We start from the raw sequence: 13,143 nt of genomic DNA, 5'->3' as shown, positions 1-13,143 counted from the left end.
CTTCCCCCGCACCGGAGTCGCCCGACCCCGACCCGGCCACGACGCCCGCCGAGGACGAGCCGTCGCCGACGGCCGGGCCCTCGCCCGATCCGACCACTGCGGAGTCGACTCCCGAGGAGGCCCCGACGAGCCCCGCCGCCGACGCGCCGCCGCCGGACCCCGGCCCGCTGCCCGACGGGCTGCTGGTCGAGGAGGCGGCGGCCGTCGGCGAGGAGGAGGACGACGACTCCTCGGCCCTTAAGAAGCGCATGGGCGCCGCGATGTTCGCGTTCGTCGCCGCGATGGGCGCCGGGGCGGCGTTCTCCGGCCGCGCCGGCAGGTAGTCGCGCCACGACGCGGGCCCCGGGATCCGGTGCTGAACCGGGACCGGGGCCGCCTCGGGCGAGCCCGCCTCCAGGAACCGTCCGACGCCATGGGCTGCAACCGATCCCGGACCGATGTCGACGGGGCTCCGCAGCGACTCCTCGCGGTACCGGTCGGTCCCGTCCAGGTGCCACTTGCTGATCGCCGCGACCCAGTTCTTCAGGTCGTCCACATACCCTGCGAGTGCGGCCCGCGCGTCGGCGTCGAGCGCGTGCTCCTCGGCCAGGCCCGGCAGGTCGTTCGCCTCGACCATCTGGAACTGCTCGATGCGCGCGTTCGCGAGCGCCGCCGTGATCCGGACGGCCTCCTCGCGGTCCACCTCCAGGTACTCCTCCGCGACGACGACGCCGTTGAGCAGCTGCCCTTCGTACTCGACCTCCTTCTGGTACGAGCACACGTCGTTGAGCAGGCACATCGCGTCCATGACGGCGGCCTCCATCCACTCGATCGGCCGCGACTTCCACACCGCGTCGGGGATGGTGCGGCCCCGCTTCAAGCGCGCCAACGCCATCGTGAGGTCGGAGCCGAACGAGTCGCGGCGCATCTCCACGTAGTCGACCGGGTCGGGGACGCGGTTCTGCGACTCGGTGTGGACCTCCCACAGCCAGCCTTCGAGCATCTTCTCGACCGCCCGCTTGAACTCGGCGCGGTCCCGCTCCTCGAACCCGGCGGCCGTGCGGCCCCACAGGTCCGCGAGCCCCAGCTCGACCGGGTTCGCCGGGACCGGCACGGGTCCGAGGTCCAGGGGCATGAACTGCATGAGCCTGCGGTGCTGGGCGATCGCGGCGCCGAGGTTGCGGCCGCGGCTGAAGGCCGCCGGGTAGTAGTCGTCCCCGTAGGTGCCCCAGGCGAGCCAGTCGGCGGAGGCGTTCAGCTCCTCGGCGGTGCCGTTCGGGTCGATCCCGGCCGAGCACAGCGCGAAGTCGAAGCCCAGGAACTGCTTCCGGTTCCACAGCCCCGACCCCGGCAGGGCCGGGTCCGGCGCGAGGAACCCCATCTTGGCGGCCCAGTCGGCGCCGTGGCGGCGGGCCTCGTCGAGGTTCGGGTTGAGCCGCAGTTCGAACGGCTGGTAGAACTCCGGTAGCGTCGTCGGCCCGACCTTCCGGTACGGGAACCGCGAGTGCTGCTTGAGCGCCGAGGCCGCCAGGCGCGCCTGCGAGGTGCCGATCCCGTTGGGGCCCGACAGGACCCGCTGCGCGGCGTCGTTCATGTACCGACTGGAGCGCATGTGCCACTCGTGCCCGCCGGCCTGCCAGTCCTGGAGTCCCTTGGCGTACAGGCCGATCGCGGCCTGCTCGGGCGGCGTGACCCCTTCGGCCGCGCACAGCACCGGGATCTCGGTGAGCGCGGTGTTCTCGAACTGGTGGAGCCGCGAGGTGAGGATGTCGTTGACGAGCTCGGCCGCGCGCTGCGTCTCCAGGCCCAGGAACCGCTCGAAGACGAGGACCGCGTTCGCGTTCTCGCCCTCCTTGGTGACCTCCCGCTCGTAGCTGAACAGGTCGTTGCGCAGGTGGACGGCGTCGGAGAACGTGTCGCGCAGGACTTCGAGGGGCCGGGACGCGGCGACCTGGTCGGGCACCTCCGCGCCGACGGCGTACTCGACGATGCCCGCCGACCACGGGGCGCCGCCGACCTTGCGGCGCATCTCGATGTACTCGATCGGGTTCGCGACCCGGTCGGACTTGATGTTGTCGAGCTCCCACAGGGACTCGAACAGGAGGTTGATCGTGGAGACGAGGAACCGCTCGCGCCAGCCCGCCGACATCGCGGGGGCGGTGCGCCGCCACAGGTCTTGGAGCCCCAGCTCCACCGGGTTCTCCGGCTCCGGCGTCTCGCCCACGTCCAGGGGCATGAACAGCGGGATCCGGTCGAGGTAGGCCTTCGCGCCCGCGGTGTCGCGGGTGCGCTTGAACGCGTCGAGGAAGTGGTCGTCGAAGAAGAACACCCACACGTACCAGTCGGTGATGAGGTCGAGTGCCGGTGCGTCGCAGTCGGGGTGCGTGTACGCGCACAGCAGCCCGTAGTCGTGGCGGTCGAGTTCGGCCAGGTCCCAGATCACCCCGCCGCCCTCGGCGGGCGCGTCGAGCATCCCCATCTCCTTGGCCCACACCCGGGCGTGGACGCGCGCGCCCTCCACGTGCGGATTCAGCCGGGCGGGGTACGGGAGGTAGAACACGGGCAACACGAACGGGTGATTTTCGGCCATAGCACTCCCTAGCGGCGAAACCGGTGGTTTGCACTGCGAACCACTGTAGGGCCCCAAGGAGTGTGACCGCTACACCCTGTCGGGTGACGTGCACGAGCTGTCCGGTACCGGCGGGCGAAGCGTGCGGACTACTTAGCACACGCGAAACATAGGCCGCTCGATCGCGAAACAGGCCCGGGTGAATCTAGACGCCAGTCGGGGGCTGACAGCGCCGTCGCTCCGACGGCGCGGCCGCAGGCCGCGTCCGCAGTCAGCCCAGCACCTGGAGGTCGAGCGAGTGAAGGTCGCCATCGTCGGCTACGGCATGGCCGGGGCCCGCATCGCCCGCGAGCTCGGGCGCCGCGGCGTCGACGTCACCGTGTTCGGCGCCGAGTCCGAGGCCGCGTACAACCGGATCCTGCTCTCCAGCATGATCGCGGGCAAGCAGACCGAGGCCGAGATCGCCCTGCCGGTCCCGCCCGAGCACGTCGAGCTGCGCCTCGGCGAGACCGTCGAGGCGGTCGACCTCGAAGCGAAGACCGTCAACGGGACCCCGTTCGACAAGCTCGTGCTCGCCACCGGCGCGGAGGCGTTCGTCCCCCCGGTCCCCGGCCTCGACCCGCTCCCCACCGGGGCGTATGTACTCCGGACCATCGAGGACGCGCGGTCGATCCTCGACGAGGCCGCCAACCGCGCCTCGGCGATCGTCCTCGGCGGGGGCCTCCTCGGCCTCGAATCGGCGCGCGGACTCGCCAAGCGCGGCATGGACGTCACCGTCGTGCACGCCGCCGGGCACCTCATGGACCGCCAGCTCGACCCGCTCGGCGCGCGCGTCCTCGCCGACGCCTACGCCGAGGTCGGCGTCGAGTCGGTCACCGACGCGCAGACCACCCGCGTCATCCACGGCGACGACGGCCTCACCCTCGTGCTCGCCGACGGGCGCACCGTCACCGGGCAGCTCCTCGTCGTCTCCTGCGGCATCCGCCCCAACACGGACCTCGCCCGGTCCATGGGGATCGAGTGCGGGCGTGGGATCGTCATCGACGACCAGTGCCGCACCTCCGCGCCCGACGTGTTCGCCGTCGGCGACTGCGCCGAGCACCGCGGCATCCCCTACGGGCTCGTCGGCCCCGCCTGGGAGCAGGCCGACGTCGTCGTCGACCTCCTCTCCGGCGTCAACCCCGACGCCGCCTACGAGGGCTCGCGCCTGGTCACCCGCCTCAAGGCCTCCGGCATCGAACTCGCCGCGATGGGCCGCGTCGACGGCGACGAGGTCGTCTCCTTCGCCGACCCGGCGCGCGGCACGTACGCGCGCTTGGTGATCGACGCCGAGGGCCGCCTCGCGGGCGCGGTCATGCTCGGCGACAACCCCATGGTCGGCCAGGTGGTCCAGCTGTTCGACACCGGCGACCCGGTGCCGCACGACCGCCGCACCCTCCTCATGGGCCGCCCCGGCGAATCCGTCTCGGTGGCCCCCGAAACGCCGGCGTCCATGCCCGACGAGGTCGTGGTCTGCCGCTGCAACAACGTCACGAAACGGGAGCTGAGCGACGCGTTCTTCGAAGGGGCGCGCACTCCCGAAGCCCTGTCCGAGGCCACGCAGGCCTCCACCGGTTGCGGTACCTGCACCGAAGAGGTCGCCGGACTCTGCAAGTGGCTGAACAGCACCGTGGCCGGCCTCGGCCGGGCCGCGGAACAACTCGATGAGGTGTCAGCATGAGCAAGCTCGTAGTCATCGGCGACGGCATGGTCGGCCGCCGCTTCCTGGAGGCCGTCGTCCAGCGCGACCCCTCCTGGGACGTCACGGTCCTGTGCGAGGAGCCCCGCCCCGCGTACGACCGGGTCCGCCTGTCGGCGTTCTTCGACGGCGTCAGCGCCGAGGAGCTCTCGCTCGCCTCGGACCTCGACGGCGTCGAGGTCCGCCTCGGCGAGGCCGCGACCGAAGTGGACCGCGACGCGAAGGTCGTCCGCTCCGCCTCGGGCGAGTACCCGTACGACAAGCTCGTGTTCGCCACCGGCTCTTATGCATTCGTGCCCCCGGTCGAGGGCAAGGACCTCCCGGGCGTGTTCGTCTACCGCACCATCGAGGACCTGGAGAACATCAAGGCCCACTCGGAGGGACGGCGCCACGGCGTCGTCATCGGCGGCGGCCTCCTCGGCCTCGAAGCGGCGAACGCCCTGAAGCTCCTCGGCATGGAGACCCAGATCGTCGAGTTCGCGCCGTGGCTCATGGCCCGCCAGCTCGACGAGGCCGGCGGCGGCGTCCTCAAGCAGCACATCGAATCCCTCGGGATCGGCGTCGACTGCTCCACCGGCGGCACCCGCATCGAGGCCGTCGACGGGCGCCTGCGCATGGACACCAACCGCGAGGGCGTCTCCTACGACACCGACCTGATCATCTTCGCCGCGGGCGTGCGCCCCCGCGACCAGCTCGCCCGCGACTGCGGCATCGAGGTCGGCGAGCGCGGCGGCATCATCACCGACCTGTCCTGCGCCACTTCCGATCCCGACGTGTACGCGATCGGCGAGGTCGCCGCCATGGAAGGCGTCTGCTACGGGCTCGTCGCCCCCGGCTACGCGATGGCCGAAGTGGTCGCCGACCGCCTCGCCGGCGGCGAGGCCACGTTCCCCGGCGCCGACATGTCGACCAAGCTCAAGCTCCTCGGCGTCGACGTCGCCCAGTTCGGCGCGTTCGACGGCCCCCTCGCCACCACCTACCTCGACCCCGCGAACGGCACCTACGCGAAGCTCGTCCTCTCCGACGACGCCCAGACACTCTTGGGCGGCATGCTCGTCGGCGACGCCGAGCCGTACCCGCTGCTGCGCGCCAGCGTCGGCGGGAAGGTCCCCGGGAAGCTCGCCGACCTCCTCGGCGGCGGCGAGATCGAAGGCGCCCTCCCCGACGGCGCGCAGGTCTGCTCCTGCAACGCCGTCACCAAGGGCGAGATCATGGGCGCCATCCACGAAGGCTGCCACGACGTCGCCGAGATCAAGTCCTGCACCAAGGCCGGGACCTCCTGCGGCTCGTGCATCCCCATGCTCAAGCAGCTCCTCGCCGAAGGCGGCGTCGAGGTCTCCAAGGCCGTGTGCGAGCACTTCACCCAGTCGCGGGCCGAGCTGTTCGACATCGTCAAGGTCACCGGCATCACCACGTTCTCCGAGCTGATCGCCCGCCACGGCACCGGCTCGGGCTGCGACCTGTGCAAGCCCGCCGTCGCCTCGATCCTCGCGAGCCTCTCCAACGGCCACATCCTCGACGGCGAGCAGGCCGCCCTCCAGGACACCAACGACCACTTCCTCGCCAACATGCAGCGCAACGGCACCTACTCGGTCGTCCCGCGCATCCCCGGCGGCGAGATCACCCCCGACAAGCTCATCGTGATCGGCCAGGTCGCCAAGGAGTTCGACCTCTACACCAAGATCACCGGCGGCCAGCGCATCGACATGTTCGGCGCCCGCGTCGAGGACCTCCCGAAGATCTGGCGCAAGCTCGTCGACGCCGGCTTCGAGTCCGGGCACGCCTACGGGAAGGCCCTGCGGACCGTCAAGTCCTGCGTCGGCACCGACTGGTGCCGCTACGGCGTCCAGGACTCGGTGAAGATGGCCATCGACCTCGAACTGCGCTACCGGGGCCTGCGCAGCCCCCACAAGCTCAAGTCCGCCGTCTCCGGGTGCGCGCGCGAATGCGCCGAGGCCCGCGGCAAGGACTTCGGCGTCATCGCCACCGAGCACGGCTGGAACCTGTACGTCGGCGGCAACGGCGGCTTCACGCCCCGCCACGCCGACCTGCTCCTGTCCGACGTGGACTCCGAGACGCTGGTGCGGACCATCGACCGGTTCCTCATGTTCTACATCTCGACCGCCGACCGGCTCCAGCGCACCTCCAAGTGGGTCGAGGGCCTCGAAGGCGGCCTCGACTACCTCCGCGAGGTCATCGTCGACGACAGGCTCGGGATCTGCGGCGAGCTCGACGCGTTGATGGAGAAGCACGTCGCGAACTACGCCGACGAGTGGAAGGGCGTCATCGACGACCCCGAGAAGCTCCAGCGGTTCGTCTCGTTCGTGAACGCCCCCGAGACCCCGGACCCCTCCATCGAGTTCGAAGAGGTCCGCGGCCAGAAGTTCCCGGCCGGGAGCACCGAGCGCTCCCAGCCGGTCCCGCTCGGCACGCCCGTCATCGTCCGCTCCTCCCAAGGGAAGTGATCACCGTGACCACGCCTCCATTCGAAGTCGTCTGCGAGTTCGGCCGGCTCGTCCCCGGCCGCGGCGTCGCCGCACTGCTGGCGGACGGCGCGCAGGTCGCCGTGTTCCGGCTCCTCGACGACAGCCTCTACGCCCTCGCCAACACCGACCCGTTCACCGGCGCCAACGTCATCTCCCGCGGCCTCGTGGGCGACCGCGGCGGCGAACCGGTCGTGGTCAGCCCCCTGCTCAAGCAGGCGTTCTCACTCAAGACCGGCGCCTGCCTCGACGACGAGGCCGTGTCGCTGGAGGTCTACGCCGTCGAAGTCGTCGACGGGCAGATCCGCGTGGGGGCCCTCTCGGAAGTGAAAGCGAGTACCTGATGGCCGCTGCCGGAGCCCCCGTCCAAGAGGCCGAGACGAAGCAGCTCGCGCCGCTGACCGGCTACACCGTGGCCGTCACCGCGCAGCGGCGCGCCGACGAGCTCGCGACGCTGCTGGAGCGCCGCGGCGCCCGCACCATCGTCGCCCCGACGCTGCGCATCGTCCCGCTCCCCGACGACGAGGCCCTCCGCGCGGCCACCGTCGAACTCATCCGGGAGGCGCCCGACCTCGTCGTCGCCACCACCGGCATCGGCTTCCGCGGCTGGCTCGAAGCGGCCGAGGGCTGGGGCATGGGCGAGGACCTCCTCGAAGTCCTCGCCCGCTCCCGCATCCTGTGCCGCGGACCCAAAGCCCTCGGCGCCGTGCGCGCCGCCGGCCTCGCCGAGGAGTGGACCGCGCCCTCCGAGACCGGCGACGAGGTCGTCGAGTACCTGCGCGTACGCGGCGTCGGCGGCCAGCGGGTCGCCATCCAGCTCCACGGCGACCCCGCCGAGGACTTCATCCGCACCGTCCGCGCCGGCGGCGGCGCGGCCGTGCCCGTCCCCGTCTACCGGTGGACGCTCCCGACCGACATCACGCCGGTCCAGCGACTCGTGGACGCGATCTGCGCCCGCCGCATCGACGCGGTCACCTTCACGTCGGCGCCCGCCGCGAACGCGCTCCTGCGCATCGCCGGCGACCAGGCCGCCGACATGCTGGAGGCGTTCCGCGCGACGGCGGAGGACAACGGCGTCCTCCCCGTCGCGGTCGGCCCCGTCACCGCGGCCCCCTTGGAGCGCTTGGGAGTCGAGACCGTCCAGCCCCAGCGCGCCCGCCTCGGCTCGCTCGTGCGCACCGTCGCCTCGGCGCTCCCCAAGCGGTCCCGGCGGCTCCAGCTCGCCACCGGCCACCAGATCGAGCTGCGCGGCCACATGGTCCTCCTCGACGACCAGCCGTTCCAGCTGCCGCCCGCGCCGATGGCCGTCATCCGGGCGCTGGCGTCGGCGAACGGGAAGGTCCTCTCGCGCGCCGAGCTCCTCGGGCACCTGCCGCGCGGGGCCGACGGGCACGCCGTGGAGATGGCGGTGACGCGCCTGCGCGACGCCGTCCACCTCCGGTCCTGTGTGGAGACCGTGATCAAGCGCGGGTACCGCTTGAACCTCGAAGTCTGACGGGCGTGCGTTGAGGCGTTTCCCTTTGTACGATGAGGGAGCCCGAACCACCGCCTGAACATCTGAATCGGAGGCCGCCATGGCGTACCCGCCAGCGCCGCAGTACCCGCAGCAGCCCCTGCCGCCGTCGGGCCCGAAAATCCGGCCGACGTCGGTCAACGTCGCGGTGTGGACGCAGTTCCTCACCGCGCTGCTGCTCGTGGTCACCGGCATCGCGATGTTCGCGGTCCAGTCCGCGGTCGGCGAGGTCGTCGAGGACGAGCTGCTCAACGATCCGTCCCTTGAGGGCTCCGGCATCACCGCCGACCAGATCAGCTCGCTGATGACGATCATCTTCGCGGCCACCGCGGGCGTGTACCTGCTGTTCGCGGTCTTCTACGTCATCCTGGGCATCCTGAACAACAAGGGCAACCGGCCCGGTCGCATCCTGTCGTGGGTCCTGTCGGGCATCGCGCTGCTGTGCTGCGGCCTCTTCGGCCTCATCGGGCAGATCGGCTCGACCACGTACAGCATGAACGACACCGAGTACAACGACCAGATGACGCAGGCGGTCGAGGACGCGACGCCGTCGTGGGTCAACGCCCTCGACTGGGTCACGCTGATCCTGTTCATCGTCGGGTCGCTGGTCATCATCATCCTGCTGGCGGTGCCGGCCTCGAACGAGTTCTTCCGCAAGGAGGAGCCCGCCGCGGGCCCGTACCAGGGCCAGCCCCCCTACGGCCAGCAGCCGGGCCAGCCGCCGTACGGGCAGCAGCCGCCCCCGCCGCCGGTCCAGTAGGCGTATACGAGAACGGCCCCGCCTTTCGGCGGGGCCGTTTTTTCGTGTCTAACCCGGGGGCGCGGTCACCGGCGGCACCTTGAAGGTCCGCTCCCGGTCGTACCGCTCCAGTTCGGGGTCGGCCTCCGTGCCGTGCCAGGCGGCCAGGAGCTCGCCTTCCCGCTTGCGGCTCATGCCCGCCCGCAGGCTCGGGTCGGCCGCGTTCGCGTGCCACCACCGCTTCACCGTGGTCTCCAGTGTGGAGAGATGCAGCCCGACGGCGACGGCCGGGGCCGAGGGGCGGCTGCCGTGCCCGTCGTAGTCGGGGGAGGGCACCCAGAAGCCGAGCGATTCGTGTCCGGCCCAAGGGGTCACCTCCTGTTCGAGCAGGAACTCCTGCGACACCCACGTCAGGTTCGGGCGCTCGGTGATGACGCCCTCCTCGATGAGCGCGTCGGCGATGCCGTCGAAGAACGCGCCCATGCCGATGTGGTCGCCGATCGCGTCGAACGTGCCGGTGAGCTTCGCGTCGGCGGCGTCGAGGAGCCAGTTCGCGTAGTCCTCGACGTCGATCCACTGGACGGGGCGCTCCTGCGGGCCGGGGGCGAGGATCTCGCCGCCCTCGCTGAAGCGCAGCGGCCAGTAGCCGAGCCGGTCGACCGGGTCCCCGGCGCCGACGATGAGGCCGGGCCTGGTGACGAGCGCCCGGTCGCCGAGGCGCTCGCGGACCATGTTCTCGCAGGCGACCTTGCTGGCGCCGTAGGCCTCCACGGTCGGGTCGGTCGAGTCGGGCGCGGTCGGCTCGTACAGGTCGTCGGCGACGACGTCGTGCTTCGCGTAGACCGAGATCGTGGAGATGAACGACCAGTGCCCGGCGCCGTCGGCGAGGGCGTCGAGGACCGGCGTGATCTGCGCGGGGATGCGGGCGACGTCGAAGACCGCGTCGAACTCCCTGCCGCGCAGGGCTTCGGCACCGTCGGGGACGCTGCGGTCGATCTTGACGAACTCGGCGCCGGCGGGCGGTTCGCCGCTGGTGCCGCGCGCGGCGACCGTGACCTGGTGGCCGCGCGCGATCGCGAGGCGCGCGATGGTCTTGGAGAGGTAGACGGTCCCGCCGAGGACGACGATGCGCTTCGGTTGCGTGCTCATGCCCTGAGCATGGCGGCCTGCCGGTCGGCGGGCAAGGCCCGTTCGCCCTCGGCAGATCCGCTCTCGGCAGCGAACGGCATCGTCGCGGTCTTGCGGCGGGGCCCGCGCGGGCTCAATATGCTGGAAGGAGACGCGGGGAGGCCGCCATGACCGACGAATGGGACACCGGAGCCGAGGAGGAGTTCGGCGAGGACTTCTTCGCCTCCCTGGAGTCCGCCCCCGGGGCCGAGACCGCTGATGGCACCGACGACGTCTTCGACGACGCGGCCAGCCCCGACGAGTTCCACTACGAGGCCGAGGGCGACGGCAGCTTCGAGACCGACGCCGCCGACGAGTTCCCCGACGACCTGGACGCGGACGCCGACGACTTCCCCTTCGACCTCGGCGGCGAGGGCTGACGTCCCGTTGTCACCTTTCGGGTGATAAAACGGCGCCGGAGCCCGGTTTCTGTCGGACCCGGCGGGGAGGATCGCACCTTATTCTTCCCCGGGAGGGTGGGGGCTGGGGATGGTAGTAGCGCGCGTGCCGCTTGGCTAGGCTTCCGTTGTGAGCGACTCCGAAGCACCCGCGAACCGCGCCGCCTACGCCCGCCTGCCGCGCGACGAGGCCGAGGCGGTCGCGATGCAGACCGAGCTGGCCGGGTGCGTGGTCGTCGCCGACGGCGACCGGCCGATCGACACCGTCGCCGGGCTCGACATCGCCTACGGCAAGGACTCCGACGCCGCCGTCGCCACCGCGGTCGTCCTGCGCCGCAGCGACCTCGCCGTGCTCGACCAGACCGTCGTGCGCGGGACCTCCGACTTCCCGTACGTGCCGGGCCTCCTCGCGTTCCGCGAACTCCCGTTGCTGCTCAAGGCGATCGAAGCGCTCACCGTGACCCCCGACCTGTACGTGTGCGACGGCTACGGGCTCACCCACCCGCGCCGCTTCGGCCTCGCCTGCCACCTCGGCGTCGTCCTCGACGCGCCCGCGATCGGCGTCGCCAAGAACCCGCCCCACCTGCCCGTCGAGGCCCCCGGCGCCAAGCGCGGCGACTGGACCGCGATCGAGGCGCGGGAGGAGACCGTCGGCTGCGCGCTGCGCACCCAGGACGGCGTCAAGCCCGTGTACGTCTCGGTCGGCCACCGCACCACCCTCGGCACCGCCCGCGACCTCGTCCTCGAACTCGCCCCCCGCTACCGCCTGCCCGAGCCGATCCGCGCCGCGGACCAGTTGGGGCGCAAGCGGCTCGCCGACCGCGCCCCCGCGGGGTAGGGCCCACCCCACCCCCGGTCGGCCCGCTCACCGGATCGATTCCGGGGGGCCTGGGCCCTAGCGTTGGGACCATGCAGAAACCCCACTCAGTCACCAACGCCGCACTGCTGTGGACGACCGCCGTCGCCGCCGGGGTCATCGAGGCCCTCTTCGCCGTCAGCGAGATCCGGCAGGAGTCGGGGCTCGACGCCGGGACCTGGACGGCCCTGGGCGTGCGCGGCGCGATCTACCTCGCGGTGCTGGTCCTGATCGCGCTCTTCGCGTCCGGCCGCCGCTGGGCCCGCTGGGCCCTCGCCGGGCTGCTGTCCGTCATCGGCCTCGCGTCGCTGGTCGTCGAGCCGGCCCGGCTCCTCATGGACGGCGCGCCGTTCCTGGAGGCCTTCGGCGGCGACGGCGACCTCATGATGGGGCTCTTCGTCGCCCGCATGCTGCACATCGCCGCCGTGCTCACCGCGACCGCCGTCATGTTCAGCCCCAGCGCCAACGCCTACTTCCGCAAACCCGAACTCCAAGCGGCCTAACGGCTCCGCAGCCACGCCGCGTCGCCCGGCGCCAGGTCGGGGATCGACGCGACCTCCTCGACGAGGTCCCGCTCGCCCATCGCGGCGCGGAAGAACATCGCCGCCGTGACCCCGTGGTCGGGCCGGTGCACCACTTCGAGCTCGGCCCCGGCCTCGACGTGGCCCGGCTCGACCACCCGCATGTACGGGCCCGGCCGGGCCTCGCGCGTGAACGTCTTGAGCCAGCCGCGCTCGTCGATCCAGCCGCGGAACGTGCCGCACGGGACGCGCGCGCCGGTCACCTGGAGCACCAGCCCGCCGGGCCCGGCCCAGCGCTCGCCGATCAGGGCCGCGTTCACGTCGTACCCGGAGGTGGTCAGGTTCTCCCCGAACGCGCCGGGCCCGAACTCGCGGCCCACGAGCGCCCCGAAGTGCGCGTAGTCCTCGGTTCCGTAGACGTACACGGCCTGGTCGGTGCCGCCGTGGTTCTGGACGTCGCCGACCCGGTCCCCGGCGAGGCCGACCGAGCCGTCGCCCTTCGGGCCCGGCGAGGTCACCGCGACCGGGCCCTCCACGGGCCGCTTGTCGATGTAGGTGGCGGCGAGGCCCTTCCACGGGTTCGCGCGGGGGCGGCCGACGTTGACCGAGAGGATCTTCACAGGCCGCAGCGTAGCGCCGGAGCACGTGCGCCTCAACCCGGTTTGCGGTGTCGGTGGTCCCGGCTAGGCTTGCGGCGTGGGGGTGAGCACTCGGAAGCTGTTCCGCGACGACGCGGTGGTCCTGCGCACCTTCAAACTCGGTGAAGCGGACGCGATCGTGTCGGTACTGGGCCGCACCCGCGGCCGCTACCGCGCCATGGCCAAGGGCCTGCGCCGCACCTCCTCGAAGTTCGGGGCCCGCCTCGCCCCGTTCAGCCACGTCGACCTCCAGCTCATCGAGGGCCGCGCCGAGCTCCACACCGTCACCCAGGCCGTGGGCCTGCACCTGTCGGGCGGCGCGATCAGCGGCGACTGGGCCGCGTACACCGCCGCGTGCGTCATCGCCGAGGCCGCCGAGCGGCTCGTCCCCGAGGACCACCAGCCCGACCTCGACGTCTTCCAGCTGACCCTCGGCGCCTTCCGCGCCCTCGCCGAGACCTCGCTCCCGCCCGTGCTCGTCATGGACTCCTACCTGCTGCGCGGCATGAAGTCCGCCGGCTGGGCGCCGTCCCTGGAGCAGT

12 protein-coding genes are annotated in these 13,143 nt (G+C 71.8%); 9 read left to right on the top strand and 3 right to left on the bottom strand.

Features of this window, described 5'->3' with window-relative positions:
* A partial coding sequence (locus DI269_RS00550) for a terpene synthase family protein (protein WP_112133221.1) occupies positions 1-2,569 on the bottom strand: 2,569 nt, incomplete at its 3' end.
* 277 nt (positions 2,570-2,846) lie between these two features.
* On the opposite strand from DI269_RS00550, the gene DI269_RS00545 reads away from it, so the two are divergent.
* The 5 genes from DI269_RS00545 to DI269_RS00525 all read left to right on the top strand — a co-directional run bounded on the left by DI269_RS00545 (position 2,847) and on the right by DI269_RS00525 (position 9,042).
* On the top strand, positions 2,847-4,268 hold the full coding sequence (locus tag DI269_RS00545) for an FAD-dependent oxidoreductase (protein WP_112133220.1): 1,422 nt from the start codon (positions 2,847-2,849) through the stop codon (positions 4,266-4,268).
* On the top strand, positions 4,265-6,751 hold the full coding sequence (nirB, locus tag DI269_RS00540; protein ID WP_112133219.1) for a nitrite reductase large subunit NirB: 2,487 nt from the start codon (positions 4,265-4,267) through the stop codon (positions 6,749-6,751). The genes DI269_RS00545 and nirB overlap by 4 nt, the downstream gene beginning before the upstream one ends.
* A 5-nt stretch (positions 6,752-6,756) precedes the next feature.
* Entirely contained in the window at positions 6,757-7,113 is a 357-nt protein-coding gene (nirD, locus tag DI269_RS00535) for a nitrite reductase small subunit NirD (RefSeq protein WP_232822550.1), read from the top strand.
* A complete protein-coding gene (locus DI269_RS00530) occupies positions 7,113-8,264 on the top strand; it encodes a uroporphyrinogen-III synthase (protein ID WP_112133218.1) in 1,152 nt (383 codons plus the stop codon). Before nirD ends, DI269_RS00530 begins: the two co-directional genes overlap by 1 nt.
* A gap of 79 nt (positions 8,265-8,343) precedes the next feature.
* Positions 8,344-9,042, top strand: a complete 699-nt coding sequence (locus DI269_RS00525; RefSeq protein ID WP_112133217.1) for a hypothetical protein — start codon at positions 8,344-8,346, stop codon at positions 9,040-9,042.
* 48 nt (positions 9,043-9,090) lie between these two features.
* On the opposite strand, the gene DI269_RS00520 is transcribed toward DI269_RS00525, so the two are convergent.
* Positions 9,091-10,170, bottom strand: a complete 1,080-nt coding sequence (locus DI269_RS00520; protein ID WP_112133216.1) for an NAD-dependent epimerase/dehydratase family protein — start codon at positions 10,168-10,170, stop codon at positions 9,091-9,093.
* A gap of 146 nt (positions 10,171-10,316) precedes the next feature.
* On the opposite strand from DI269_RS00520, the gene DI269_RS00515 reads away from it, so the two are divergent.
* From DI269_RS00515 to DI269_RS00505, 3 genes are all read left to right on the top strand, one after another.
* The gene (locus DI269_RS00515) at positions 10,317-10,568 is read left to right on the top strand and encodes a hypothetical protein (protein ID WP_112133215.1); all 252 of its coding nucleotides are present in this window, start codon (positions 10,317-10,319) and stop codon (positions 10,566-10,568) included.
* 148 nt (positions 10,569-10,716) lie between these two features.
* Positions 10,717-11,424, top strand: coding sequence for an endonuclease V (locus DI269_RS00510; RefSeq protein ID WP_198667006.1), 708 nt, complete (start codon positions 10,717-10,719; stop codon positions 11,422-11,424).
* 71 nt (positions 11,425-11,495) lie between these two features.
* On the top strand, positions 11,496-11,945 hold the full coding sequence (locus DI269_RS00505; protein WP_112133214.1) for a hypothetical protein: 450 nt from the start codon (positions 11,496-11,498) through the stop codon (positions 11,943-11,945).
* Here the strand turns inward: DI269_RS00505 and DI269_RS00500 are convergent.
* The gene (locus tag DI269_RS00500) at positions 11,942-12,583 is read right to left on the bottom strand and encodes an MOSC domain-containing protein (protein WP_112133213.1); all 642 of its coding nucleotides are present in this window, start codon (positions 12,581-12,583) and stop codon (positions 11,942-11,944) included. The genes DI269_RS00505 and DI269_RS00500 overlap by 4 nt on opposite strands.
* 82 nt (positions 12,584-12,665) lie before the next feature.
* Here DI269_RS00500 and recO point away from each other — a divergent pair.
* The coding region (recO, locus tag DI269_RS27955) for a DNA repair protein RecO (RefSeq protein ID WP_232822549.1) at positions 12,666-13,143 on the top strand (478 nt) is incomplete at its 3' end.

It is taken from the genome of Glycomyces dulcitolivorans (assembly GCF_003265355.1).
Taxonomy (GTDB): Bacteria; Actinomycetota; Actinomycetes; order Mycobacteriales; family Micromonosporaceae; genus Glycomyces; species Glycomyces dulcitolivorans.
Note: the sequence above shows the minus strand (reverse complement) of the source record. Positions and strands in the feature narration are given on the sequence as shown.

Bases quoted from the DNA above. Each gene is read 5' to 3' on its own strand.
- DI269_RS00520 (WP_112133216.1), bottom strand. From the start codon at position 10,170: ATGAGCACGCAACCGAAGCGCATCGTCGTCCTCGGCGGGACCGTCTAC.
- DI269_RS00525 (WP_112133217.1), top strand. From the start codon at position 8,344: ATGGCGTACCCGCCAGCGCCGCAGTACCCGCAGCAGCCCCTGCCGCCG.
- nirB (WP_112133219.1), top strand. From the start codon at position 4,265: ATGAGCAAGCTCGTAGTCATCGGCGACGGCATGGTCGGCCGCCGCTTC.
- DI269_RS00515 (WP_112133215.1), top strand. From the start codon at position 10,317: ATGACCGACGAATGGGACACCGGAGCCGAGGAGGAGTTCGGCGAGGAC.
- DI269_RS00530 (WP_112133218.1), top strand. From the start codon at position 7,113: ATGGCCGCTGCCGGAGCCCCCGTCCAAGAGGCCGAGACGAAGCAGCTC.
- DI269_RS00505 (WP_112133214.1), top strand. From the start codon at position 11,496: ATGCAGAAACCCCACTCAGTCACCAACGCCGCACTGCTGTGGACGACC.